Source organism: Afifella marina DSM 2698 (genome assembly GCF_900102695.1).
Lineage (GTDB): Bacteria > Pseudomonadota > Alphaproteobacteria > Rhizobiales > Afifellaceae > Afifella > Afifella marina.
In genome coordinates, this window is record NZ_FMVW01000005.1 from 55,519 (window position 1) to 80,704 (window position 25,186).

The window sequence follows — 25,186 nt, forward strand, 5'->3', positions numbered from 1 at the left end:
GGCGGAACGCTGGGACAAGTTGTCGCTTCTTTCTTCTCTGCAGGCTGTCTTCATGACCTACCGCGTCATCCCGGTCGAGCCCTTCGACTATATCGTGTTCGGAGGCACGGGCGATCTCGCCCGCCGCAAACTCCTTCCGGCCCTTTATCACCGCATGCGCGACGGCCAGATTCCCGCCGAAGGGCGGATCATCGCTGCCTCCCGGCGAAAGATGAGCGACGATGATTATCGTGCGATGACGGAAGAGGCACTGACGGAGTTCGTACCGGAAGGCGAGCGCTCGCGCGAGACGCTCGATGCGTTCCTTGGCATGCTCTCATACCGCTCGCTCGACGCCTTGTCGGATGAGGGTTGGGATGCGCTGAGAGATGAGCTTGATGGTGACACAGAGCGTGTGCGCGCCTTCTATCTCGCGGTTGCTCCGAACCTCTTCGACGATCTGTGTCAGCGTTTCGCCCAGCACGGGCTCGTAACGCCAAACTCGCGAGTCGTTATCGAAAAACCGGTCGGGCGCGATCTCGCCTCTGCGGTCAAGGTCAACGATGCGGTCGCTCAGGCCTTTCATGAGAGCCAGGTCTTCCGCATCGATCATTATCTCGGCAAAGAGACGGTGCAGAACCTCATGGCTCTGCGCTTCGCCAACACGCTCTTCGAGCCTCTGTGGAACTCCGCCCATATCGATCATGTGCAGATCACGGTGGCGGAATCGATCGGAGTCGGCTCGCGCGGCGATTATTACGACACGTCCGGCGCGCTCCGCGACATGGTGCAGAACCATATGATCCAGCTTCTGTGCCTCGTCGCGATGGAGCCGCCCGATTCTTTCGACGCCAATTCGCTCCGCGACGAGAAGCTCAAGGTTCTGCGGGCGCTGAAGCCGATCAATGCCTCGAATTACGATCGCCTGACGGTGCGCGGCCAGTACCGCGCCGGAGCTGCGGAAGGCGGCGCGGTTCCCTCCTATGCGGAGGAGATCGGCAACAAGCGCAGCCGCACGGAGACGTTTGCGGCTTTGAAGGTGGAAATCGCCAACTGGCGCTGGGCGGGCGTGCCCTTCTATCTGAGGACCGGCAAGCGGCTTGCCGACCGGGTCTCGGAGATCGTCATCACCTTTCGGGCGATCCCGCATTCCATCTTTCCGAAGGATTCCGGCGTCATCTCGCAGAACCGGCTCGTCCTGCGCCTGCAGCCGGACGAAGGCGTGAAGCAGTGGATCATGATCAAGGATCCGGGCCCGGGCGGTATGCGGCTCAATTACGTACCGCTCGATATGAGCTTCGCGGAATCCTTCCAGGAACGCTATCCCGATGCGTATGAGCGGCTGCTCCTGGACGTCATTCGCGGCAACCAGACGCTGTTCATGCGGCGCGACGAGGTGGAGGCGGCCTGGGCGTGGACCGATCCGATCCATGATGCCTGGGACGAAGACGGCAGCCCGCCCGTGCCCTACACGGCGGGTACCTGGGGACCGTCGGCTGCCATCGCCCTTATCGAGCGTGACGGCCGCACCTGGCATGAGGACACCGACTGATGGTGCATAACTGGCACAATTTCGAGGACCGGGACGCACTCGCCGAAAGTCTTGCCGACCTCACGGAGCGCACACTTGCCGCAGGCATTGCCAAGAACGGTGTGGCGAGCCTGGCACTCTCCGGCGGCTCCACGCCCAAGCTCTTTTTCGAGGTCCTGTCGCAGCGTCCGCTCGCTTGGGAGAAAGTCCTCGTTACGCTCGTCGATGAACGCTGGGTGCCGGTGGAGCACGAGCGGTCCAATGCACGGCTCGTGGCCGAGCATTTCGGCAAAGGTCCGGCGAAGGCCGCCCGCTTCATTCCGCTTTATACGGGGGCAGACACGCCGGAGGATGGCGTGGGTGCGGCGACGCTTGCAACCGAAGCATTGCCGGAAACCTTCGACGTCGTCGTCATGGGCATGGGATCGGACGGTCACACCGCCTCCTGGTTCCCGGCTGGAGACAATCTCGCCGCGGCCATCGATCCGGCGCAGGAGCTGCCGCTCCTGCCGATGCGCGCGGAGGCAGCGGGCGAGCCACGCATCACCTTCACTCTACCCCGGCTTCTTACCGCCAAGGCGCTGATCCTGCATATCGAAGGCGAGGAGAAACGCGCCGTCCTCGACAAAGCGCGCCTTGACGGCGACATCGAAGAGATGCCGATCCGCGCTATCTTGAGACAGGACCGGGTCCCCACCGAAATCTTCTATGCGCCGTAAGGCGAAGGAGTTCTTATGTCAGTTCGCTCCGAAATCGCAGCCGTGACGGAACGCGTCGCGGCGCGCTCGGCCTCAACGCGTCAGGCGTATCTCGATCGCATCCACAAAGCCCGCGATGCGGGTCCGCGCCGTCAGACCCTGTCGTGCGGCAACCTCGCCCATGGCTTCGCCGCCTGCGCTGCATCCGACAAGGCGGCGCTCGCCGGCGATACGACGCCCAATCTCGCGATCGTCACGGCCTACAACGACATGCTCTCGGCGCATCAGCCTTACGAGCGTTTTCCCGACGTGATCCGCAGGGCGGCGCACGAGGCGGGCGGTGTGGCACAGGTCGCGGGCGGCGTGCCGGCGATGTGCGATGGCGTCACTCAGGGACAGACGGGCATGGATCTGTCGCTCTTCTCGCGCGACGTCATCGCCATGGCGGCCGGGATCGCGCTGTCGCACAACATGTTCGATGCCGCCGTCTTTCTCGGCATTTGCGACAAGATCGTTCCCGGCTTGACGATCGCGGCGCTGTCCTTCGGGCATCTGCCTGCGGTTTTCGTGCCGGCAGGGCCGATGCCGTCGGGTCTTCCCAACGACGAAAAGGCACGCATCCGCCAGCTCTACGCCGAAGGCAAGATCGGGCGCGCGGAGCTTCTGGAGTCGGAATCAAAATCCTACCATGGACCCGGCACCTGCACCTTCTACGGCACGGCCAATTCCAACCAGATGCTGATGGAGATCATGGGCCTGCACCTGCCCGGAGCCTCCTTCGTCAATCCGAACACGCCGCTGCGGGACGCGCTGACGCGCGCGGCAGCGAAGCGGGCGCTCGCCATCACCGCTCTCGGCAACGACTACACACCGGTCGGCGAGATCATCGACGAGAAGGCGATCGTCAACGGCATCGTCGGTCTGCACGCGACCGGCGGATCGACCAATCACACGCTGCATCTCGTGGCGATGGCACAGGCCGCCGGAATCGTCGTCAATTGGGAGGATTTCGCCGCCCTTTCGGAGGTCGTTCCGCTCGTCACGCGCATCTATCCGAACGGTCTTGCCGACGTGAACCATTTCCATGCGGCCGGAGGCATGGGCTATCTGATCGGCACGCTCCTCGATGAAGGCTTTCTGCACGAGGATGTGCGCACGGTCGCCGGCGGTGGTCTTTCGCAATATCGCCGCGAGGCGGCGCTCGACGCCGATGGAGAAGCGACCTGGCGCGACGCGCCGGAGAAAAGTCACGACGAGAATGTTTTGCGCTCCGCTGCCAATCCCTTCCAGGCGACGGGCGGCTTGAAGCTTCTCACCGGCAATCTCGGCCGCGCCGTGATCAAGGTTTCCGCCGTCAAGCCGGAACGGCATATCGTCGAGGCGCCTGCGATTGTGTTTCATTCGCAGGAGGATCTCCTTGCGGCCTTCAAGGCGGGTGAGCTCGATCGCGATTTCGTGGCTGTCGTGCGCTTCCAGGGGCCGAAGGCGAATGGCATGCCGGAGCTGCATAAGCTTACGCCGCAACTCGGTGTGCTGCAGGACCGGGGTTTCAAAGTGGCCCTCGTCACCGATGGGCGCATGTCCGGCGCTTCCGGCAAGGTGCCTGCCGCCATCCATGTCACACCGGAGGCCGTCTCTGGCGGTCCGATCGCAAAGCTCAGAACCGGTGATGTCGTTCGTGTCGATGCGACGGCCGGCACACTCTCCGCCCTTGTCGACGAGGCGGAATGGGCGGCGCGGAAGGCCGAGACGGGCGATCTCTCCGGCAATCAGTTCGGCATGGGACGCGAGCTATTCGCCGCCTTCCGCTCCATGGCGGGCGATGCCGAAGAGGGGGCAGGGGTCATCCGTCCCGCCGCGCTCACCGAGGCCGCTTGAGGCATAGAGAGGGGGCGTGCGCAGAGGTCGCGCTCGCCTTCTTGGAGGAAGTCCTAGATAGGCGAAGATCGTGGGTATCACGCCCGCGGGGGGCTGAGCGAATTCAGGAAAGAAGACCAGAAACGATGCATCACAAGACCGAAGAACTCGAAAGCCTTCTCGGCGCACAGCCCGTCGTTCCCGTTCTCATTCTGGACGATGCGGAGGTTGCTGTGCCGCTCGCGCGCGCTCTTCACGCCGGCGGTATTTCCACGATCGAGATTACGCTCAGGACTGAAGCCGCTTTCGAGGCCGTGCGGCGTATCGTGGAGGAGGTCGAAGAGGTCGCGGTCGGTGTCGGCACCGTTCTCGCCCCCGACCATCTGAAGCGTGCGGAACGTTCCGGCGCGCGCTTCTGGGTGTCGCCGGGCATGAGCCCGCAGCTTCTGGAAGCGGCGCGTCATTGCGTGCTGCCGGGCCTGCCGGGTTCCGCCACGCCGTCGGAGGCGATGGCGCTGGTGGAAGCCGGCTATCATCACCAGAAATTTTTCCCCGCCGAGGCGGCCGGCGGCGCCGCCTACCTCAAATCTCTCGTCTCACCGCTCGGAGAGATCCGTTTCTGCCCGACGGGCGGCATCAATCCCGGCAATGCCGGGGATTATCTCGCGCTTCCCAATGTCGCCTGCGTGGGCGGTTCCTGGCTTGCGCCGAAGGAGGCGATTGCCGCCGGCGATTGGTCGAAGATCGAAAGCCTCGCCCGAGAGGCGGTCAATCTGCGCAAGGCGTAAATTCTCGCCGCTTTTGAAGATCCCCACGAAAGATCCCTCACGGAGGAATGACACGATGAAGCCTGCCGCCCGGACAGCGCTTGAAGCCCTGAAGGTGCATGAAAGCCGCCTTGCCGCGCGCCATCTGCGCGAGCTTTTCCAGGAGGATCCGGGCCGGTTTGAGCGCTTTTCGGCGAGCCTCGGCGATCTCACGCTCGATTATTCCAAGAACCGAATCACCGCGGAGACCTTCGATCTTCTGATCGCGCTTGCCCAGGCTGCGGAAGTGGAGGCGCTGCGGCATGCCATGTTCACCGGCGAGGCCATCAATCTCACCGAGAAGCGAGCCGTGCTGCACACCGCCCTGCGGGCGCCGGAATCGGCCTCCGTCGAGGTCAATGGCGTCGATGTCATGCTCGGCGTGCATGACGTTCTGGAGCGCGTGGGCGAATTCGCCGAGGGGGTGCGCTCGGGCAAGATTACGGGCGCGAACGGCAAGGCCTTCACCGATGTCGTCAATATCGGCATCGGCGGTTCCGATCTCGGTCCCGCGATGGCGGTGGCGGCTCTTACGCCCTTCCGCGATGGCGGGCCGCGCGTGCATTTCGTCTCCAATGTCGACGGGGCGCATATCCACGACACGCTCGCCGAACTCGATCCGGAGCGTACGCTCTTTCTGATCGCCTCGAAGACGTTCACGACGCTCGAGACGATGACCAACGCCGCCTCGGCGCGCGAGTGGATCGTGGAGCGGCTCGGCGAGGAGGCGGTTTCGGCGCATTTCGCCGCCCTTTCCACCAATCTCAAGAAGGTCGGCGAATTCGGCATCGACGAAGAGCGCGTCTTCGGTTTCTGGGACTGGGTCGGCGGGCGATATTCCGTATGGTCGGCGATCGGCCTGCCGCTGGCGATCTCGATCGGCTTCAAGAACTTCAAACGCTTTCTCGCCGGCGCGCGGCAGATGGACGAGCATTTCCGCACGGCGCCGCTCGCTGAGAACCTCCCCGTCATCATGGGGCTTATCGGGATCTACCACCGCAATGTCTGTGCCTATCCGACCCAGGCGGTGATCCCCTACGATCAGCGGCTCAGCCGTTTCGCCGCGCATCTGCAGCAGCTCGATATGGAATCGAACGGCAAGCGGGTGACGCGCGGAGGCAAGGCGGTTGATTACCAGACCGGGCCGGTCGTCTGGGGCGAGCCGGGCACCAACGGTCAGCACGCCTTCTTCCAGCTCATCCACCAGGGCACGGAGGTCGTGCCCGTCGATTTCCTGATTGCGGCGGAACCCAACGAAGCGATGGGCGACCATCATGCCAAGCTCCTCGCCAATTGCCTGGCGCAGGCGCAGGCGCTGGCCTTCGGCCGCACCGAGGACGAGGTGCGCGCGGAGCTTTCATCCCAGAAGATGGCGCCGGCGGAAATCGACCGGCTCTCCCCGCACAAGGTGTTTCCGGGCAACCGGCCGTCGAACACGCTCATCTACAAGCGTCTCGATCCGCACACGCTCGGCATGCTGATTGCGCTTTACGAGCACCGGGTCTTCGTGATGGGCGCGATCTGGGACATCAATTCCTTCGATCAGTGGGGCGTGGAGCTCGGCAAGGCGCTCGCCTCCAACCTCCTGCCGGTCATCCGCGACGGAGCGACAACGGACGGTCTCGATTCCTCCACCGCCGGCCTCGTGGAGCGCTACCGGGCGCTGTCGCGGTAGGTCTTCATCCAGGAAAGGCCCGCCTCCACCGTCGTGCGGGGGCGGTATTCGGCGCCGATCGCGCCCTGATAGCCGAGACGCTCGATCTCCGGCAAAAGCCAGGAATAGGCGACTTCGCCTTCGTCGGGCTCGTTGCGTCCCGGCACGCCGGCGATCTGGATGTGGCCGAGCTTCGGCATCAGCGTCGCGACGCGGCGGGTGACATCGCCTTCCATGATCTGGGCGTGATAGCAGTCGAACTGAAGCTTCATATTGTCGGCCGCCACCATGTCGATGATGCGTGCCGCTTCCGCGCTCGATGACAGAAAGTAGCCCGGTACGTCGCGTGCATTGATCGGTTCGATCAGGACCGTGAGGCCGTGCCGCGCCGCCCGACCCGCGGCATAGGAGAGGGCGTTCACAAAAGCTTCCTTGCAGCGGCGGACAGGCGTTTCGTCGTCGGCAATGCCGGCCATCACATGCACGGCGGTGCCGCCGAGATCGACGGCCCATTCGATCGCCTCATCGATCGCGGCGAGGGCTTCCTTCTCTCGCCCGGGGAGTGCGGAAAGCCCAAATTCGCCGTCCTTACCGGTTCGCGTATTGAGGCCGAGAAGCGGCAGGCCGGTTTCGCGAAGCGCCTGTCTCAGCGTTTCGCGTGACGCGTCATAAGGGAACTGAAACTCAACCGCGTCGAAACCTGACTTTTTCGCTGCGACGATTCGCTCCTCCAGTGGCCGGTCTGTCCATAAAAATCCGAGATTGGCAGAGAGCTTGAGCATTTCACTTTTATCTTCAGCTATTTCCGTCGAAAAGAGCAGTCCACTTTTCGGCTGGCAAGTGGCCAAAAGGCTTCCGTGATTGACGCGCCTTCCTTCGCTCTCTAGAGCCGGTTCAGGGATGGTCGCCCGTCGAAGGGCTGAAAACGATCTCGGGCGCGGCTGACCCCTACCGGGAGCCAAAACCGGGGCCGTCCAGCGCCACAGTTCCGCTGTGGGCGGGTCATCCGTTCGTTTTTGTGAAGGCCCGCCGTGACGCAGCCCTGCTTCCTCCCTGCTTTTGCGCCCATGCGCGGTCGCCTCGCCACCCGAAAATCGGAGGATTGAACGCGTGTCGGAAAAACTCGGATTGATGATTTGCGGCCATGGCAGCCGCAACAAAGCGGCGGTCGACGAATTTGCCCGTCTTGCAACGGAAGCGCGCAAGCTCTTCCCGCAATGGCCGGTCGAATACGGCTATCTGGAGTTCGCCGAACCGGTTCTGCGCACCGGCCTCGACAAGCTGGTGGATCTCGGTTGCACGCGCATTCTCGCCGTTCCAGGCATGCTGTTTGCCGCGGGTCACGCCAAGAACGACATCCCCTCCGTCCTCAACACCTATCAGGCCGAGCGCGGCGTTCCGATCGATTATGGCCGCGATCTCGGCATCGATCCGCGTATGATCCGTGCCGCCTCCGACCGCATCTCGGAAGCTCTCGCCGCGGCGCCCTCCGACGTGCCGTTGCATGAGACGCTTCTCGTCGTCGTCGGACGGGGCGCCTCCGATCCCGACGCCAATTCCAATGTCTCCAAGATCACCCGCATGCTGTGGGAAGGCTTCGGTTTCGGCTGGGCGGAGACCGCTTATTCCGGCGTTACGTTCCCGCTCGTCGAGCCGGGCCTCGAACATGCGGCCAAGCTCGGCTACCGGCGCATCATCGTCTTCCCGTACTTCCTCTTCACCGGCGTCCTCGTCAGCCGCATCTATATGGCGACGGATGCCGTGGCGGCACGTCATCCGGAGATCGAGTTCCTCAAGGCGGGCTATCTCAACGATCACCCGCAGGTGATCGCGACCATGGCCGACCGGGTCAACGAGATCCTGAACGGCGCCAATCTGATGAACTGCCAGATGTGCAAATACCGGGAGCAGATCCTGGGCTTCGAGGCGGAGATCGGCCTGCCGCAGGAAAGCCACCACCATCATGTGGAAGGGGTCGGCGCCGCCTGCGATCTGTGCAACGACGACGGCAGCTGCAACGGCCGCTGTCAGGACGAGCCGCACACGCACGGGCATGACCACGACCACGGGGATCACCATCATGGGCACAGCCATGATCATGATCACGGACATTCTCACGATCACGATCATCAGCATTCTGGGCATGATCACGGCCACAGCCATGATCACGACCATGGCCATGACCACCATCATCACCCTTATCCGCATGCCGATCACCCGCTCGGCCCGCGTTCGATGAAGCGGCACTGACAGAACATGGACTATCTGCGCGACGGCGCCGAAATCACGCGCCGCTCTTTTGCGATCATCGAAGCGGAATGCGAGTTGTCTGGGGTCCCTGCCGACCTCAGGCCGCTCGCCAAACGTGTGGTACATTCCGGTGGGATGCCCGATCTTGTCGCCGACCTCGCATGGTCGGAGGGGGCGGGTGCTGCGGGGCGTGCGGCTCTTGAAGCCGGCGCGCCGATCCTTTGCGATGTCGCTATGGTCGCGGCCGGGATTGCGCGGCGGCATCTTTCCGCCGGCAATCCGATCGAGGCGGCGGTTGCTCAGCCCGATGTGGCGCGGCTCGCCGGCGAGCTGCAGACGACGCGGACAGCCGCAGGCTTTTCGGCTCTCGCCGATCGGCTTTCCGGTGCCATTGCCGTCATCGGAAACGCGCCGACGGCTCTCTTCCATCTTCTCGAACTTGCCGAAGACCCCGCGTTGCGGCCGGCCTACGTCATCGGCTTCCCGGTCGGTTTCGTCGGCGCGGCGGAATCCAAGGAGGCCCTCATCGCCAATCGTCTCGGCTTGCCTTTCGTGGCGCTCCGAGGCCGGCGTGGCGGATCGGCGATGGCGGCTGCGGCGCTCAACGCGCTCATGATCGGTGAGGAGGCGGCATGAAACCCTGGCTTTTTGTCATCGGCATCGGTGAGGATGGTCTCGCCGGTCTTTCGGCCGCGGCTCAGCGGCTCATCGATGATGCCGAAATCCTCATCGGCGGGGAACGCCATCTCGCCATGCTGCCCGAGGACGACCGGGAAAAACTCTCCTGGCCCAGCCCTTTAAGCGAACTTGTGAGTCGTCTGACTGAGTATCGCGGACAGCGGGTGGTGGTGCTTGCCAGCGGCGATCCGATGCATTTCGGGATCGGCGCGACGCTTGCCCGCTCCATTCCGCCCGAAGAGATGCTGATCGTTCCGGGCCTGTCGGCCTTCGCGCTCGCGGCTTCACGGCTCGCCTGGCCCTTGGAGCGCGTCGAGATGGTGACGCTGCATGGCCGGCCGATCGGCCGGCTCGCACTGTCCGTCTATCCCGGCGCGAAGATCCTGATCCTCTCGCATGACGGGACGACGCCGGCGGCCGTTGCCGCCTATCTGACGGCGCGCGGTTTCGGCGACAGCCGCATGGTGGCGCTCGCCCATATGGGCGGGCCGAAGGAAACCGGCATCAAAGGTCGGGCGCGTGACTGGTCGGCGGAGACCGCCGATTTCCATACGCTCGCGGTCGAATGCGTCGTGGGACCCGACGCCCGCTTCCTGCCGCGCTCTGGGGGATTGCCGGACGATGCCTTTACGCACGACGGCAAGATGACGAAGCGGGAAGTGCGTGCGGCCGCGATCGCGCGGCTCGCCCCGTTCCCCGGAGCTCTTCTCTGGGATATCGGCGCCGGTGCCGGATCGGTCGCCATCGAGTTCATGCGGGCGGCGCATCATGCGCGCGCGATCGCGCTCGAGCCGCGCCTGGAGCGGCGGGCCATGGCGGCGAAGAATGCCTTGGACCTCGGGGTGCCCGAACTCGACATTCGCGAGGGCGAGGCGCCGGAGGCGCTTGCGGACTGGCCCGCGCCCGATGCCGTCTTCGTGGGCGGTGGCGTGCGGCCGGAAACACTTGCACTGGCGCGTCGGGCCTTGAAGCCCGGCGGCCGGCTCGTCGTGCATGCGGTGACGCTTGAAAGCGAAGCCGTCCTTCTCGCCGAGCATCAAAGCTCAGGGGGTGAGCTTACGCGCCTTGCGGTCTCGCATGCGGAGGCGATCGGTCCGTATCACGGCTGGCGACCTGCGATGCCCGTCACGCAATGGGCCTGGGTTAAGGGGAGCATTGGCGAAACCAGAATGGATGACGGAGGTCTGCTCCCGGTATGAGTGGCAAACTTTATGGCATTGGTGTCGGGCCCGGAGATCCGGAGCTCATCACCTTGAAGGCGGCGCGTATGATCGAAAGCGCCGAGGTGATCGCCTATCCCGCCCCCGATCCCGGCGAGAGTTTTGCGCGAGCGATCGCGGCAAAGCACATTGCAGCCGACACACGCGAGATCGTCATCCGCATCGCGATGCGCGCCGGACATGTCCCGAGCGAGCCCTATGACCTCGCCGCGGAGGCGATCGCCGCTGAGCTTGAAGAAGGCCGCGACGTGGTCGTGCTGTGTGAAGGCGATCCGTTCTTCTACGGCACCTTCATGTATCTGCACGACCGGCTGTGCCCGCGCTTCGGCTGCGAGATCGTGCCGGGGGTTTCTTCCCTCACCGCCGTTGCGGCGGCTGCGAGCCGGCCCCTGACACGGCGCACGGGCACGCTCAACGTCTTTCCGGCAACGCTCGATCCGGCCATCCTCAAGGCGCGCCTCGGTGAAAGCGAAGCGGCGGCGATCTTGAAGGTTGGCCGTCATCTGCCGCAGCTCAAAGAGCTCATCGCCGATCTCGGGCGGCTCGACGAAGCTGTCTACGTCTCGCATGCGAGCCTGCCGCAGCAAAAGGTCGTGCCGCTTGCCGAGCTTGAAGCCGACGAGGCGCCTTATTTCTCGATGATCCTGATTGCGAAGGTTGAACGATGACGCCCGTCTTTCTCGCTTTGACCGAACGGGGCCTTGTGACCGCGAACAGGTTGCGGGAAGCGATCGGGGGCGACGTCCATGCCCTGAAAAAGGCCGTGGAAAGCGGTGCTGCTCCCGCCAATTGCGTCTTCGAGGATACGGGCGCGCATTGCCGGATGCTGTTTCAGGCCGGTCGGCCGATCGTCGGTATCTGTGCGGCCGGTATTCTGGTGCGCGTCCTTTCTCCGCTTCTCTCCGATAAGCGCAGTGAGCCTGCCGTCCTCGCTCTTTCCGAGGATGGTCGCACCGTGGTGCCGCTTCTCGGCGGCCATCACGGCGCGAACGGTCTGGCGCGGCAGATTGCGGCAAGGCTCTCCGGCTTTGCGGCCATCACCACGGCCGGCGATACCCGCTTCGGCATCGCCCTCGACGAGCCCCCGCACGGTTTTGCCCTCGCCAATCCGGAAGATGCCAAGGACGTGATGTCGGCATTTCTTGCCGGCGCCACGGTGGAGCTTGAAGGCGATTTGCCTTGGATCGAGGAAAGCGCCCTGCCGCGCGGGGCCGACAGCTCCGTGAAGCTCGTCGCCACGACCGAAGACAGAAAGGGCGACGCTCAGACCCTCGTCTATCACCCGAAGGCGCTCGCGATCGGTGTCGGCTGCGAGCGTGGCGCTGAGACGGAAGAGGTGATGAACCTCGTCCAGGAAACGCTCTCAGAAGCTGGGCTCTCTTTGCATTCGGTCGCCTGCCTCGTCTCTCTCGATCTGAAGGCGGACGAGACGGCGATCTTGGAAACCGCCAAGACGCTCGGCGTGCCTGCACGCTTCTTCACCGCCTCGCGCCTTGAGGAAGAGACGCCGCGGCTCGACAATCCTTCCGAGGCCGTCTTCCGCGAAGTTGGCACGCATGGGGTCGCCGAAGCGGCAGCCCTCGCCGCCGTCGGGCCCGAAGGGCTTCTCGTCGTCGCCAAGAAGAAAAGTGCACGTGCCACCTGCGCCATCGCCGAGGCGCCGGCGCCGATCGAGACGGCGTCCGTCGGCCGCGCCCGCGGCAAGCTTGCCGTGGTCGGCATTGGGCCGGGTGATGCGGAGTGGCGGACGCCACAGGCCGACGCGCTCATCGCGGGCGCCGATACGGTCATCGGCTATTCCTACTATCTGGACCTGATCGCTCCCCATATCACCGATAAGGTCCGCATCGATTCGCCGCTCGGTGAAGAGCGCGACCGCTGCCAGAAGGCGCTCGAACTCGCAGCCGAAGGTCGCTCGGTGGCGCTCATCTGCTCCGGCGATCCGGGCATTTATGCGATGGCCACGCTCGTTTGCGAGGTCTTGGAAGGCGCAGATCCCGCGTCTGCGGTGAAGCGTGTCGAGCTCATCGTGGCGCCGGGTATTTCAGCCTTCCAGGCCGCGGCCTCGCGCCTCGGTGCGCCGATGGGCCACGATTTCTGCCTCATCTCGCTGTCGGACCTTCTGACGCCGTGGGAGACCATCCGCTCGCGCGTCGAGGCGGCGGCGCAGGGCGATTTCGTCGTTGCCTTCTACAATCCGGTGTCGCAACGCCGGCGGCATCAGCTTGCCGATTCCCGCGAGATCTTTCTCGCCCATCGCCCGGCGGAGACGCCGGTGGTGATTGCCCGGCTTCTCGGGCGGGAGGGCGAGCACTTGCATTTCACCACCCTCGGCGAATTGTCCGTCGACGACGTCGACATGATGAGCCTCGTCGTCGTCGGATCGTCGACGAGCCGGACCTTCACAGCAGGCGGACGCGAATTCCTTTTCACGCCGCGCGACTACCACCGCAAAGTTCAGGCCCCCGAAAAGGAGACGACAGCGTGACCAGTCTCGACAACAATCCCACCGGCAAGGTGCATTTCATCGGTGCGGGGCCGGGCGCGCCGGACCTCATCACCGTGCGCGGGCTAAAGCTCATCGAAAGCTGCCCGGTCTGTCTTTATGCCGGTTCCCTCGTCCCGGAGGCGATCGTCGCCGCCGCCCCGAAGGATGCGCTCGTACGCGATACGGCGCCGATGGCGCTCGATGAGATCCTCGCCGTGATGGAAGAGGCTTGCCGCAAGGGCCAGGACGTCGCCCGCGTCCATTCCGGCGATCCCTCGCTTTATGGCGCGATCGCCGAACAGATCCGCAGGCTGAAAGAACTCGGCATCGCCTATGACGTGACGCCGGGGGTTCCCGCCTTTGCGGCGGCCGCGGCAGCTCTCGGCCAGGAGCTCACCATTCCCGAGGTGAGCCAGTCGGTCATCATCACGCGCACCGCCATGCAATCGTCGAAGATGCCAGAGGGGGAGAACCTCGTCGCCTTCGCCAAGACCGGCGCGACTTTGGCCGTGCATCTTTCGGTGCGCAATCTTCTCGCGATCGAGCGTGATCTGACGCCGGTCGTCGGTGGTGATTGCCCCGTCATCGTCGCCTACCGCGTCGGCTGGCCGGATGAGGATTTCATCCGAACCGATCTCGCCAATGTGCGCGAGAAGGTGCGCGAAAAGAAGCTCACTCGGACCGCACTCATTTTCATCGGCCGGGCGCTCGATGCGGACGAATTCCGCGACAGTGCGCTTTACGACGCGTCGCATTCGCACATTCTTCGCGCCGCGACGCGCGAAGCCTGAAGCTCTCCGCGTCTTACGAGGCGCGGTCGATCACGTGCAGGAAGGAGCCCGATACGCTGCCGCGGCAGAGGCCAACCTCGCCAAGCGGCGTATCGGCAGCATCCCGGCTGTCGAAGAGGCGCTCCGCCGGCCCTTCGCTCACGATGCTGGCGTAGTGGAACTCATGTCCGCCGAGGGGGCCTGCGAAGGGCCTGTCGGCAAGCGGCGTCAGCCGACGGTAGCCGAGATGGAGGCGTCGCGCGGCAAAACTCGTCACGAGCGGCAGAAGCCCGAGCATCTCGTGCCGTTCCCCTTCGGCGTCGATCAACGCGTCGCCGAGGGTCATAAACCCCCCGCACTCCCCATAGATGAGCTGGCCTTTCGACGCCGCGTTGCGCATGGCCCGTTTGAAGGTCGTGGCCGCGGCGAGCTTTCCTGCATAAAGCTCCGGATATCCGCCGGGCAGAAAGATCGCGCCCGCATCCTCGGCCGGCGCGTCGTCGGCGAGGGGTGAAAAGGTGGAGATCTCCGCACCGGAGGCGCGCCAGTCCGCGAGCCAATGCGGATAGGCGAAGCGGAAGGCGACGTCGTCCGCGATGGCGATTTTTTGGGCGAGCGGAGGAAGGTCGGCGGCGTTCGCGCGGCTGTCGCCGAGCGGTGCTGCCGCCTGGAGAAGGGTGTCGAGATCGACATGTTTCTCGATCAGTTCCGCCGATGCCTCGATGACCGCATCAAGTGTCTGATGCTCCTCCGCCTGGACCAGCCCCAGATGCCGTGACGGCAATGCCAATCGCTCATCGCGCGGCACGATACCGATCAGCGGCACCGATGTGCGTGCAAAGCCTTCCTGGATCAGACCTTGGTGGCGTTCAGAGCCGGCGCGGTTGACGATCGCGCCGGCGAGCGAAAAGCCTTGGGCCATGCGCGCGAAACCTTCGGCCACGGCGGCCGTCGATTGCGACATGCCGTTGGCTGCGACGACGAGGAAGGTCGGAAACGCAAGGGTTGCGGCGAGGCTCGCGGTCGAGCCGAGACCGTTCGCTCCGCCGTCGTAAAGCCCCATCACCCCTTCCACGACGAGCACGTCCGCGCCGTCCGCCTGGCGGGCGGCGAGTGCGCGAAGCCGTTCCGGTCGCATGGCGAAGGGATCGAGATTGATCGCCGGCGCGCCTGAAGCCGCTTCCAGAAAGCGCGGGTCGATGTAATCGGGCCCGCATTTGGCGGCCTTCACCTTCTGCCCGCGTCGGATCAGGGCGCGGATGAGGCCTGCCGTCAGAACCGTCTTGCCGGAATGGCTGGAGCCTCCGGCGATGAGAAATGCCTTCGACCCGCCCTTCATGCGGCGCCACCGGCCTCCTTGGCGTAGAGATCGAGGCCCGTGCCGAGAGGGTCCGGATCGAGCTTACGGCCTTGCAGAGCCCCGAGCCAGTCGAGGCCTTTGCGCAGCTTCACCACTTCGCCGAGAACGACGAGGGCGGGCGGCTCCATCTTGGCCGCAGCGCAATCCTCGGCCGCGCGGCCAAGCACGGTTTCCAGGACGCGCTGGCGTGACGTCGTCGCTTCGGAGACGATCGCCACAGCTTCGTCGGGCCCGCGCCCTGCCGCCATCAGCGCGTCGGCGATGCCGGCCAGATGCTTGATCGCCATATACATGACGATCACCGGTGAGGCTTTGGCAAGCGCCTGCCAGTCGATCGAGGAGGGGGTCAGCCCTGTCTGGTCATGGCCGGTGAGGAAGGTCACGACATGGTTGATGTCGCGGTGCGTCGAAGGAAAGCCCGCATAAGCGAGGCCGCCGACACCGGCCGTCACGCCCGGCACGATACGAAAGGGGATGTTGTGGGCAACGAGCGTCAGGGCTTCCTCGCCGCCGCGCCCGAAGATCAAGGGGTCACCGCCTTTGAGACGACAGACGCGCTTGCCCGCACGGGCGAGCTCGACGAGGTGCAGCGAGATATCGCGCTGCTTGGCCGAGGGTTTGCCGCCGCGTTTGCCAGCATATTCGATGACGGCACCCTGGCGCGCATATTTCAGCACGGAGGAATCGACGAGCGCGTCGTAGATGACATGATCGGTCTGAGCGAGGGCATTGGCAGCGTGCAACGTCATCAGACCGGGGTCGCCAGGACCAGCGCCGACGAGCCAGACATGGCCGGGTTCGAACTGGGGCAGGTCCGCAAAGAGGGGGGAGGGGGGCAGAGCGTCCATGTCACTCTTTTTGCAGGAGGAAAACGGCAAGACAAGTGCCTTCGCGGGCTTGCCTGCGCTGCATTCAAGGCGTTTTGATCAAAGCACAATCTGGCGGCGCGTTTCGGTCTATCGGTACACGCGGGAATGAATGGAGAGCTCATGGCCAAGGTGATGATCCTCGGCGGTACGGCGGAGGCCGGAGAACTGGCGGCGCGGCTTGCGGGAGATACCCGTCTCGACACCGTCACCTCGCTCGCCGGGCTGACGCGTCTGCCCCAGGCGGTGGCAGGCAACGTGCGCCGTGGCGGGTTCGGCGGCCCCGACGGGCTTGCCCAGGCTCTGCGGGAGGGCGGTTATGACGCACTCGTCGACGCGACGCATCCTTTTGCCGCACGCATCGCGCAGCACGCCAAAGAGGCGGCCGAGATGGCGCAGGTGCCGCGCATCAAGCTCGTGCGCCCGGGGTTCGAACGCCGTCCGGACGATCATTTCATCGAGGTTGCCGATATGGCAGGGGCCGCAGCCTCGATTCCGCAGGGCGCGCGTGTCTTTCTCGCCGCGGGGCGTCGCGAAATCCGCGCCTTCGCGGAGCGTCAGGATCTGTGGTGCCTGATGCGCATGATCGAACCGCCGGTCGCCGGGGAGGAGTTTCCGCGCGGCGAGGTCATTTTGGGTCGCCCGCCCAACGATCCACAGGCCGAGATCGCGCTCTTCAAGGAACACGGAATCGAATGGATCGTGTCGAAAGATTCAGGCGGCCGCGCAAGCGCCAAGATCGAGGCGGCGCGCCTTTTGGGCCTGCCCGTCGTGCTGGTCCGCCGACCGAAACCGCCGGAAGGGCCGAAGGCGGCTCAGCTCGAAGCGATCCTCGAATGGCTGGAGACGACGCTCTTTGCCGCGGCCGACGCGCCGGCGTCGCTCAGCTGAGCCTTCGGTGAACGGCCGTCACGCGCGATCCAGCTGTCTAAAAAGCCGTCGAGCCACTGGCGCACGGGCGGATCGTAGCGGAACCATTTGGCCATGTGGTCGGGCCTTGGCCGCGCCCCTGGCAGGTTCATGCGCTCCGCGCCTCGCACCGTCCAGCGGCAGGCCATCGCATATGTGAGCTCGGAGTGGAATTGCACGCCGAAAGCGGCCGGACCGATTGAGAACGCCTGGTTTTGAAAGAGCTCTCCACGGGCGAGCAGCGTCGCGTCTGTCGGAAGGTCGAAGCCTTCGCGGTGCCATTGATAGACATGGCTCGGCCAGTCCATCATCGCGGCCCCTTCAGGCGTCGCGTCGAGCCGGTAGAAGCCGATCTCCGCGCAACCTTCGCAGTGGCTTTTGACCTCGCCGCCCAATGTCTTCACCAGCATCTGCGCGCCAAGGCAGATGCCGAGGAAGGGGGCTTCTTCCTTCAAAGGGATATTGATCCAGTCGATCTCGCGCTTGACGAAATCGTCGGTATCGTTGGCGCTCATCGGACCGCCGAAGATCACAGCGCCGCTGTGGTCCGCCATCGTCTCAGGCAGCGGATCGCCGAAGCGCGGCCGACGGATATCGAGCCGGTAGCCCTTCGCCTGCAGCATCTGGCCGAGCTTTCCAGGGCTCGATGTCTCCTGGTGCAGGACGACGAGCACGGGCCGTCTCGCGTCATCGTTCGGGGCCTGACGCGTCAGATAATGGATCGTTGCATCACTCATTGTGTGATTCGCGCTCGCTCTGAGCATGGCGCTCGGCCACGGCGAGCTTCAGGCCGATACGCGCATTGCGATCGACACCCAAAAGCTCGGCGACGCGCCAGACGAGATTGTCTTCGAATTCATGCACTTCGCCGTCAACATAGATGACTTCCCAGAGCCTTTCCACCGCGCGGATGCGCTCTTCGATGGTCATCTGCCGCTTCAGCACACTGGTGAAGCGGTAAAGGTCGATCGCTTCGGCGTCGACGCGCTCGGCCTCGGTGATCAGACGCTCCAGATCGTCGCCGCTCAGACCGTAATCCGCCTTGAGAATTTCGCGCATACGCGCGCGCTCATCTTCGCCGGCAGCGCCATCGACGGCGACGCAATGGACGAGCAATGCGGCAAAGGCGAGTCGCTGATCGTCGTCAGTGAAAGGGCGTTGTTGTTCTTCACCCTTGAAAGTCAGGAAGTTGCGCAGTGCATCGAGCATGGTCAGGTCCCTTTGGCGCTGAAGCTAGTGCAAGAGACGTGCCGTTGCCAGTGACGGCTTGGTAAGACAGCGCGAACCTTCGGGTATGACCCGTTCTAAATCTCGATCAGATCGAGGTCTTGGCCGAGAGCCTGCTCGGCCGTTGCCACCACGCTTCTGTGATGGGTGAAGAGGATCGGCTGGAAATGGGCGCTCGAGGCTGCAAGCGTTTTGATGCCGGCTGCCGTGCGTTCATCGTCGAAGGTCTGGAAGAGATCGTCGCCGATAAACGGTGCCGGCTCGTTGTGGCGACAATAATCCTCCAGAAAGGCGAGGCGAAGGGCGAGATAGAGCTGATCGCGCGTCCCGTCGCTCAGCCCTGAAATCGTGATCTTCTCGCCGTTCTTGCGCACCGCTTTGAGTTCTGGCTCATCCGCCTCGTTGAGCTCCTGCGCGAGTGTTGCGAATGCGCCGTCGGTCAGCATGAAAAAGAGCGCGCCGGCGCGCTCCATCATCGGGTCGCTCTCTTTTGCCCGGTGATGCTCCATCGCGGCCGTCAGAAGCGTCGCCGAGAGTTTCAGGACCGCCCATTGGCGTGCTGCCTCGACGATCTCGACCTCTGCGGCGTGTTTTGCGAAGGCGGCGGCCTCCGAACCGGGCGCGCGTTCCAGGCGTTCGCGCTCGCCGCGCTTTTCGGCGAGACGGGCATAGAGTTCCGCCATCTCCTGGTCGAGCTGCTCTTCGTCCCGGCCCAGCGTTTCCATGTCGATCTCGGCGCGGCCGCGATCGAATGTGGCGAGTTCGGTCCGCACGGCGTCTTCGCCTGCGCCATCGGATATCTCTGCAAGGCGCTCCCGGCAGCGGGCAAGATCCGCCGCCAGCCGATCGCGTTCCCGTAGCCGCGCGATGAGCTCGCTCGGATCGGCCTCGGGGGTGGCGGTCAGCGCATCCTCGAGCGCCTTGCGGGCGCGCGCGCTGCTCTCCTCGCTCGCAAGGAGGGCCGCCTTTGCTTCTGCGAGTGCTGTATGGGCCGCGCGCCGTTGCGCCGCGTCGGTGCGGGCTTCCTGGACCCGCTCCTCGAGCAGCTTGATAGCGTGCCCGGCCGGAAGTCCTGCGAGCTCTGTCGCGACCTCGGCGACGAGGGCTCCCACCTTTGTTTCGAACTCGCCGATGTCGCGGCGCATCCCGGCAACCCGACGCTCGCGGGCATCGCGCTCGCGCCTCAAATCGGGCAGGCGCTCCCACAGGCGGATATTGGCGGCGGCCTCTGCGATCGTCGTCTTCGGCGACAGCCCGACCGCGCCTGCAGCCGTGCGAAAGTGTTCCTGCCAGAGGCGGTCTTGCTCGTTCAGCTTCGCCGTCTCGTCCTCAAGGCGCTTGATGCGCAACTCGGCGTCCTCGCGGCGCCCAGCGAGCGCGCGGCTCTCGCTCCAAATGGTGGCGAGCGTCCGCAGCCGCTCCTCGATGGCGCGTAGCAAGGCCGGCTGCGGCAGGGCTTTCGCCTCTTCAAGGCCGATGCCTTCGGCGATCGCGGCAAGTGCCGGCCCAAGCTCATCGGACAGGCGCTGAAGAGCGGAAAGTTCGCTCTCTCGCTCAAGGAGGAGGCGCCGTTCGTCGAGAAGGCGGGAAATCTCACCACGCCATGCCATCATGTCGTCCGCGCCGAGAGGCGTTACGCCGCAATGGGCAAAGAGTTCATGATAGGCCCGTTCGGTATGCGTGAAGGCTTCGCGCACCTTCGCCTTTTGCCGCTCAAGCGCTTCTGCCTCACAGAGCTGCGTCTCATGCTCTGCCTCTTCGAGCGCCAGCCGAGCGAGGGTCTCAGCACCCGCCAAAGCATGATCAGCCAGCCGGTCGGCTTCTTTCGTCAAAACTTCGAAGGTGGCGACCGCGTGTGTGGCGGTCTCTTCGGAAAGGGGAGCCGTCTCGCCGAGGAGGGGGCCACGAAGCCCGGCAAAAGCCCGGTCACGCAATCCGCGTGCTTCTTCGATCTCCGCGGTGCTGGGCGGTGCGGGCTTGCCGGCGACCGCGCTTTCGGGGCGGAGCGCTTCCTGCTCCTTGCGATTGCGCGTGAGGGCCTCTTCGACCTGGTGCAACTCGTCTGAAGCTGCCTTCAGCCGGTTGCGATGATCGGCAAGCGTCTCGACGGACGGCAGTGCGACCGCAGCGATGCGACCGAGATCGTCGACCGGCGGGACGAGAGCTGCGGCGTTTTCGACGAGTTTTTGCCGCTGCACGAGGCAGCCGCGCTCAAGCTCTTCGCGCTTTTCCAGCTTTTTCAGATCCGGGCGCAGCGCCAGGAGCTGGTCTTCCCAGCGCCTTGGATCGATCAATGGCGTTACCGGCGCTTCACGGGCAAGCTCCGTGAGAGCATCGCGCTCTTCCGCAAGGCGCTTTTCGGCCGTTTCCCGAGCGGCTTTGAGGCGCTGTCCCTCGCTGACGGCAGCTTCGAGCGCGGCAAGGGCGGCATCCGGCGGCTGCAGGCGTTCAAGATCGGTGGCGGCGATCCCGAGGCGGCCGCCAAGCTCTGCCATCTGCGCGGTGTAATCGTCGCGCTCGGCGATGACGCGGGGAAGGTCGCGCTGGCTCTTGGCATAGTCCCCCGAGTTTCCGTAAAGCGCGCTGATCGTCTCGGCCTTGTCGATGAGCGCCTGATCGACAGCGATGCCGGCGAGTTTTGCTTCCGCCACCTTCACGCGGTCCTGGGCCGCGCTCAGAGCCTCTTCGGCGCGGGCGGCCTCGTGCAGCCGGGCTTCCAGACGTTCGGCCGTGCCGGACGGATAGGGCGCAAGATCTGAGAAGTCGGCGAGCCGTGCCGTCTCTCGATCGATCTCCGCGACGGTCGGTTCGATCTGGCGCAGCCGCTGCAGCGTATGCAGTTTCTGACGAATTTTCGCGCGCGCAGAGGCCAGAGCCTCGTGTTCTTCCTGAAGCTCGTCGATGGCGCGGTTGAGATCGCGCCAGTCGCCGGCGCGCAGCTGGCTCGCGCGTTCCTCCTTACGCGCCTCCTCATGGCGGTCGCGGATCTGGTAGAAGAGGCGGTCTTTGGAGGCACGCGGCGCGAAGATGCGGGTGGCGTCTTCCTCCAGCTTGGCTTTGGTGGCGCGCAGATGCAAAAGCCCCGAAGCGGCGGCAAACAAGAGGCTGCCGAGTTCGCCCTCGGCGGCGAGCATGGCATCGGCGCCAGCGCGAAGTCGCGCTGAATCAAGGCCGAATGCCCGCTCGAAGACATCGCGCGACAGACCGCCTGTGAAAGGCAGGAGTGTGTCGTCGCGCAACGGCGTTTCGCTGTCGTCGTCGGAGAGCAGCGTGAGTTTGCGTCCGCGCTTGCGCCTGAATGTGAGGCTCGTTCCGTCCCCCGTACGGAGGCTCGCTGCGACCCGGAGCGCTTTTGTCCCGTGCAGGAATTCAAAGCCGTTGGTTCGCTCGGGAAAGCCGAAGAGGAGGTCGGAGATGGCGGCTAGAGCGGAGGATTTGCCGGCTTCGTTGCGCCCATAGACGAGATGCAGCTTTGCCTCGTCGCGAAAGTTGATCTCCCGCTCGGAAAATGCGCCGTAGCGCAGCAGAGTGAGGCGCTCAAAGCGCATCGGCATCCTCCTCCGTGGCAAGGCGGACGCGGAGAAGATCGGCGGCTTCGGCAAGAAGGGCCGGCATATCTGCGCCGAGCGGTGCCGCCTCCGCACCCAGCCCACCGGGCAGCTTGGCCGCGATTTCGGCGACGATCCCCTGGGCCTGATCGAGGATCTCCGGATCGCGCACAAGCGCTTGCAGGAGCGGTTCGATATCGAGCTTCTGATCTGGATTGACCGTTTGTGCCGGTGTTGCCGACTCGCTCACGCGCAGATCGAGCTTTTCCAGCCAGATGTCGGGGTGGCAGCGATGGCAGGCGGCCTGCACGTCGTCGACGAGATTGGCGCGATCGGCGATCAATCGCCGTCGCAGCGGCGAGGTGCCGGTGAGGCGGAGACGCAGGGCCAGGAGCCGGTCTTTCGCTGTCTCGGCATGGGTCGAGATACGTTCTTCCACGGCGGTTAGAAGCTGCGCCATGGTCTCGATGCCGCCGATATCGAGTGCGATCTCGGCAAAACGAGCCTCGTCGACCAGAAGCCGCTCTTTGTTTGTTACCTGCCCGTCCTCGACGGTGACGAGGACGGCGCCTTTTTCACCTGTCTCACGGATGGAGCGGGCCTGAAGATTGCCGGGGAAGACGATCGGCGGATCCTCGGCCACGATCTCGAAATCGTGGACGTGCCCGAGCGCCCAATAATCATAGCCGCGCGCGGCGAGTTCTTCGGCGGAGCAGGGGGCGTAGCTCGCATGGGGAGGGCGCCCGGTCAGCGCCGTGTGAAGGACGCCAATGTTGAACTGGCCGGGGACGGGCGGTGGATAGGCGAGCGCGAGATTGTTGCGCTCCGCACGTTCACGAAACCCCTGGCCGTGCAGAGCCACTTTGAGGTGGTCGATGCGGAAGCTCTCCGGCTTTGCCGTGTCGAAGGCGCGCACAGAGCCTGGAAGCGCGATGCTCTTTGTCACGACACTGTCGGCATCGTGATTGCCTTTGAGGAGAAAGACCGGGATGCCGGCGCGGTCGAGACGCGCCACCTCGCGGTTGAAGAAGAGGCCGACATTGTTGTCGGGCCATTCGCCGTCATAGATATCGCCCGCAATGACGAGAAAGGCGACCTTGCGTTCGATCGCCTGGGCGACAAGGTTTTGGAATGCGCGGCGGATCGCCTCCGCAAAGCGCGCAGCGATTTCTGGATCCTTGACGCTCAGACCCTGCAGCGGGCTACCCAGATGCAGATCGGCGGCGTGCAGGAAAGTGAAGGATGCCAAGAAATCCTCGTCGCAGACAAAGGGCGGATAGGCTCAGCTATGGGATGCGCGGGCGATGATCGCAAGCCGGCCTTTTGCCGGGACGGGTCGTCGCGCGACACCGTCGGTCGCGCTCCTGCCTCTTGAGGACCTTATCCCCTCTATGCAGATTGCCCCCAGGCGGGGCGCAGATCGATCACAACGGAGAGGTTCCCCATGGCTCAGACACAACCGGATCCAGACGCGGTCGACAAACAAACCTCGGAATCCGCGCAGAACGGTGACGGCCGCTTCCGTATCGCCGATCTTTCGAGCTTTCACGCGGATCCGGACAAGTTCTTCGACTTTTCCTACCGGCAGACCCTGCACGATATGGTTCAGGCGGTGATCGAGGCCGAAGCGCCGGTGCGGGAAGATATCCTGGCGCAGCGTATCGCCCGCGCCCATGGCTGGCAGCGCACCGGCCGGCGCATTCGCGACCAGATCGCCAAACATCTGCGCGAGGTCGATCGTACGGACGAATCGTCCGGCGACTTCCTGTGGAAGAAGGGAACAGTTGCGAGCCGCGTCGCCTACCGGCCGCCGGCAGGGCCTGCGCATCGCCGGGCCGTCGGCGAAATCGCCATTGCCGAACTGAGCGATGTGGTGGAGGCCAATCTGGCGCTGCTCGACGAGGATGATCCGCCGCTGGTGCTTGCCCGTCTCATCGATGTGGAGCGTCTGTCGGCGAGCGCCCGCTCTCGGCTCGAAGAGGCGATCGAACGCACAAGGCCGTAGCTTGGGAGTGTCAGTCTCCTAAGGGTGGAGCTTTGCAGAGGTCATTTCGCTGTCGGCAGTCAGAAAGCGATAGCGCTGATCGAGATAGGATGCCCACGGATCGTCCGGACCGAGCTCGTCGATCAGAGGCCGAAAGAGCGCCTCGGTCGAACAGCTGACGAAGTCGCTCGGCGTTTGGAGAAGGCCGCTGAAGACGGCAAAGGCGTCCTTGCCGAATGGTCTAAGTGCCGGCGAGGTCACTTTGCGAAGTGCCAGGTTAGCGGACGGCGCGATATGCAGGACGCGGACCCGCTCCGCCCCTTCTTCTCGCGCTTTCTGCATTTGAAAGGCGAGCATTTGCTGGCGCAGGAGCTGGTAAAACGGCTCGTAGAAGAAATCGTCAAGCGACAGACCGAGATCTGAGCGGATCGGCCCCTGGGGAGCGAAGGCGAGAGCTCCGTAACGCATGGTGCGGACGTCATGGCCGGTCGGATCGAGCGGCGCGCCGTATCGTTCGGTGTACTTCCATTCGATCAGCAGCGTCTCGCGTCGGCCCTGATGCTGGAAGGCGAGGCAGGCGTCGGCGCTGGTGCAATTCGCTCCGCGTGTGCGCCCTCCGGTTCCCGATCCCTTTGCGACTGACCGGCTCTCATTGAGATAATCGCCGTCGATCCACTCGAAAGCGACATACCAGGGACGTCCTTCAGGCCCGGCTTCGACCGGCAGCATGTGGGGTTGGGGAATGTCGAGCGCCAGCGAGACGAGCCGTGACAGGACTTCGGGTCGTTCGGCGAGAGGCATCAAAAAGTTGAGACAGCACGCCTGCGATGAAAGCGCATGGTCTGCGGCGAGATGCCAGGTGATGCGGCGCTCAGAGAAATAGGCGGCGGCTTTGGTGCGAATCATCGGGGCGAGGTTGAGGCGCTCACCACCCGGCGTCAGCCAGAAATCATAGCCGCGATAGCCGATCCTGTCTGGGAATCTCTCACGAAAGTAAGCCGACTGGCTCTGCTTTTCGGACGCCGCAAACGAACGGGCGCGCACAAACTTCGGCGCCTTTTCCGTCACCGGACTGCCGGAGGGGTCGGCGCTGCACTTGGCTGGGCTTTTATGGATGCCTCCCGGGTTGGACATAGGGAGGCGATGGTGCCGCATGCCGGACTCGAACCAGCGACCCCCTCATTACGAATGAGGTGCTCTACCAACTGAGCTAATGCGGCCCGGCCGAGCCATGGCTCGGCGACAGGATGTCGTCGATCGACACCGGGCATTGAGGGGCGGTGCCCCTTAGCGCGCCACCTCTTAGCGAAATGTGGGCGCGCGGGCAAGCGGGGAAGACACCCGTTTGCCATGCGCGTTCG

The 25,186-nt window shown here is 64.5% G+C and carries 21 protein-coding genes and 1 tRNA gene; 13 read left to right on the forward strand and 9 right to left on the reverse strand.

What is annotated here, in order from left to right; genetic code table 11:
- The first annotated feature begins 52 nt into the window (after window positions 1–52).
- From zwf to pgi, 5 genes are all read left to right on the forward strand, one after another.
- Window positions 53–1,531 carry a glucose-6-phosphate dehydrogenase gene (gene zwf, locus BLP76_RS11570; protein WP_092812979.1) on the forward strand — a complete coding sequence of 493 codons (1,479 nt, stop codon included), beginning with the start codon at window positions 53–55 and terminating at the stop codon, window positions 1,529–1,531.
- Complete coding sequence (gene pgl, locus BLP76_RS11575; protein ID WP_092812982.1) at window positions 1,531–2,229, forward strand: 6-phosphogluconolactonase; 699 nt, start codon at window positions 1,531–1,533, stop codon at window positions 2,227–2,229. Before zwf ends, pgl begins: the two co-directional genes overlap by 1 nt.
- 15 nt (window positions 2,230–2,244) lie before the next feature.
- Window positions 2,245–4,086 (forward strand): phosphogluconate dehydratase, encoded by a 1,842-nt coding sequence (gene edd / locus BLP76_RS11580; protein WP_092812985.1) that lies wholly within the window; start codon window positions 2,245–2,247, stop codon window positions 4,084–4,086.
- 125 nt (window positions 4,087–4,211) lie between these two features.
- Window positions 4,212–4,853, forward strand: a complete 642-nt coding sequence (gene eda, locus BLP76_RS11585) for a bifunctional 4-hydroxy-2-oxoglutarate aldolase/2-dehydro-3-deoxy-phosphogluconate aldolase (protein WP_092812988.1) — start codon at window positions 4,212–4,214, stop codon at window positions 4,851–4,853.
- 55 nt (window positions 4,854–4,908) lie between these two features.
- On the forward strand, window positions 4,909–6,546 hold the full coding sequence (pgi, locus tag BLP76_RS11590; protein ID WP_092812991.1) for a glucose-6-phosphate isomerase: 1,638 nt from the start codon (window positions 4,909–4,911) through the stop codon (window positions 6,544–6,546).
- On the opposite strand, the gene BLP76_RS11595 is transcribed toward pgi, so the two are convergent.
- Window positions 6,525–7,307, reverse strand: coding sequence for a hydroxypyruvate isomerase family protein (locus BLP76_RS11595; protein ID WP_092812994.1), 783 nt, complete (start codon window positions 7,305–7,307; stop codon window positions 6,525–6,527). The two genes, pgi and BLP76_RS11595, sit on opposite strands and share 22 nt — an antisense overlap.
- A 349-nt stretch (window positions 7,308–7,656) precedes the next feature.
- On the opposite strand from BLP76_RS11595, the gene BLP76_RS11600 reads away from it, so the two are divergent.
- The 6 genes from BLP76_RS11600 to cobM are packed head-to-tail and all read left to right on the forward strand — an operon-like array spanning window position 7,657 to window position 13,952.
- On the forward strand, window positions 7,657–8,775 hold the full coding sequence (locus tag BLP76_RS11600; RefSeq protein ID WP_092812997.1) for a sirohydrochlorin chelatase: 1,119 nt from the start codon (window positions 7,657–7,659) through the stop codon (window positions 8,773–8,775).
- Window positions 8,776–8,781: 6 nt separating this feature from the next.
- The gene (locus BLP76_RS11605; RefSeq protein ID WP_092812999.1) at window positions 8,782–9,411 is read left to right on the forward strand and encodes a precorrin-8X methylmutase; all 630 of its coding nucleotides are present in this window, start codon (window positions 8,782–8,784) and stop codon (window positions 9,409–9,411) included.
- Entirely contained in the window at window positions 9,408–10,652 is a 1,245-nt protein-coding gene (cbiE, locus tag BLP76_RS11610; RefSeq protein WP_092813001.1) for a precorrin-6y C5,15-methyltransferase (decarboxylating) subunit CbiE, read from the forward strand. Before BLP76_RS11605 ends, cbiE begins: the two co-directional genes overlap by 4 nt.
- On the forward strand, window positions 10,649–11,341 hold the full coding sequence (gene cobI, locus BLP76_RS11615) for a precorrin-2 C(20)-methyltransferase (RefSeq protein ID WP_092813003.1): 693 nt from the start codon (window positions 10,649–10,651) through the stop codon (window positions 11,339–11,341). The genes cbiE and cobI overlap by 4 nt, the downstream gene beginning before the upstream one ends.
- Complete coding sequence (gene cobJ / locus BLP76_RS11620; protein ID WP_092813005.1) at window positions 11,338–13,161, forward strand: precorrin-3B C(17)-methyltransferase; 1,824 nt, start codon at window positions 11,338–11,340, stop codon at window positions 13,159–13,161. Before cobI ends, cobJ begins: the two co-directional genes overlap by 4 nt.
- Complete coding sequence (gene cobM, locus BLP76_RS11625) at window positions 13,158–13,952, forward strand: precorrin-4 C(11)-methyltransferase (RefSeq protein ID WP_244514560.1); 795 nt, start codon at window positions 13,158–13,160, stop codon at window positions 13,950–13,952. The genes cobJ and cobM overlap by 4 nt, the downstream gene beginning before the upstream one ends.
- A gap of 13 nt (window positions 13,953–13,965) precedes the next feature.
- Here the strand turns inward: cobM and BLP76_RS11630 are convergent, their stop codons facing one another.
- Together BLP76_RS11630 and cobA are read right to left on the reverse strand one after the other, a co-directional pair.
- Window positions 13,966–15,270, reverse strand: a complete 1,305-nt coding sequence (locus BLP76_RS11630; protein WP_092813008.1) for a cobyrinic acid a,c-diamide synthase CobB — start codon at window positions 15,268–15,270, stop codon at window positions 13,966–13,968.
- A complete protein-coding gene (gene cobA / locus BLP76_RS11635; protein WP_092813011.1) occupies window positions 15,267–16,139 on the reverse strand; it encodes a uroporphyrinogen-III C-methyltransferase in 873 nt (290 codons plus the stop codon). The genes BLP76_RS11630 and cobA overlap by 4 nt, the downstream gene beginning before the upstream one ends.
- Window positions 16,140–16,280: 141 nt before the next feature.
- On the opposite strand from cobA, the gene BLP76_RS11640 reads away from it, so the two are divergent.
- Window positions 16,281–17,048 (forward strand): cobalt-precorrin-6A reductase, encoded by a 768-nt coding sequence (locus BLP76_RS11640; protein ID WP_170130538.1) that lies wholly within the window; start codon window positions 16,281–16,283, stop codon window positions 17,046–17,048.
- On the opposite strand, the gene BLP76_RS11645 is transcribed toward BLP76_RS11640, so the two are convergent.
- The 4 genes from BLP76_RS11645 to BLP76_RS11660 form a co-directional block, all read right to left on the reverse strand.
- Complete coding sequence (locus BLP76_RS11645; RefSeq protein WP_092813017.1) at window positions 16,973–17,803, reverse strand: glutamine amidotransferase; 831 nt, start codon at window positions 17,801–17,803, stop codon at window positions 16,973–16,975. The two genes, BLP76_RS11640 and BLP76_RS11645, sit on opposite strands and share 76 nt — an antisense overlap.
- Window positions 17,796–18,275, reverse strand: a complete 480-nt coding sequence (locus BLP76_RS11650) for a tellurite resistance TerB family protein (RefSeq protein WP_092813020.1) — start codon at window positions 18,273–18,275, stop codon at window positions 17,796–17,798. Before BLP76_RS11650 ends, BLP76_RS11645 begins: the two co-directional genes overlap by 8 nt.
- A 95-nt stretch (window positions 18,276–18,370) precedes the next feature.
- Window positions 18,371–21,841, reverse strand: a complete 3,471-nt coding sequence (locus BLP76_RS11655) for an ATP-binding protein (protein WP_170130539.1) — start codon at window positions 21,839–21,841, stop codon at window positions 18,371–18,373.
- The gene (locus tag BLP76_RS11660) at window positions 21,831–23,090 is read right to left on the reverse strand and encodes a metallophosphoesterase family protein (protein WP_092813027.1); all 1,260 of its coding nucleotides are present in this window, start codon (window positions 23,088–23,090) and stop codon (window positions 21,831–21,833) included. The genes BLP76_RS11655 and BLP76_RS11660 overlap by 11 nt, the downstream gene beginning before the upstream one ends.
- 195 nt (window positions 23,091–23,285) lie before the next feature.
- On the opposite strand from BLP76_RS11660, the gene BLP76_RS11665 reads away from it, so the two are divergent.
- Window positions 23,286–23,846 carry a DUF3320 domain-containing protein gene (locus BLP76_RS11665; protein ID WP_092813030.1) on the forward strand — a complete coding sequence of 187 codons (561 nt, stop codon included), beginning with the start codon at window positions 23,286–23,288 and terminating at the stop codon, window positions 23,844–23,846.
- An 18-nt stretch (window positions 23,847–23,864) separates the two neighbouring features.
- Here the strand turns inward: BLP76_RS11665 and BLP76_RS11670 are convergent, their stop codons facing one another.
- Both BLP76_RS11670 and BLP76_RS11675 read right to left on the reverse strand, forming a co-directional pair.
- Complete coding sequence (locus BLP76_RS11670) at window positions 23,865–24,869, reverse strand: PGN_0703 family putative restriction endonuclease (RefSeq protein WP_139163738.1); 1,005 nt, start codon at window positions 24,867–24,869, stop codon at window positions 23,865–23,867.
- 100 nt (window positions 24,870–24,969) lie between these two features.
- Window positions 24,970–25,045: transfer RNA gene (locus BLP76_RS11675), tRNA-Thr, on the reverse strand.
- Window positions 25,046–25,186 lie beyond the last annotated feature (141 nt).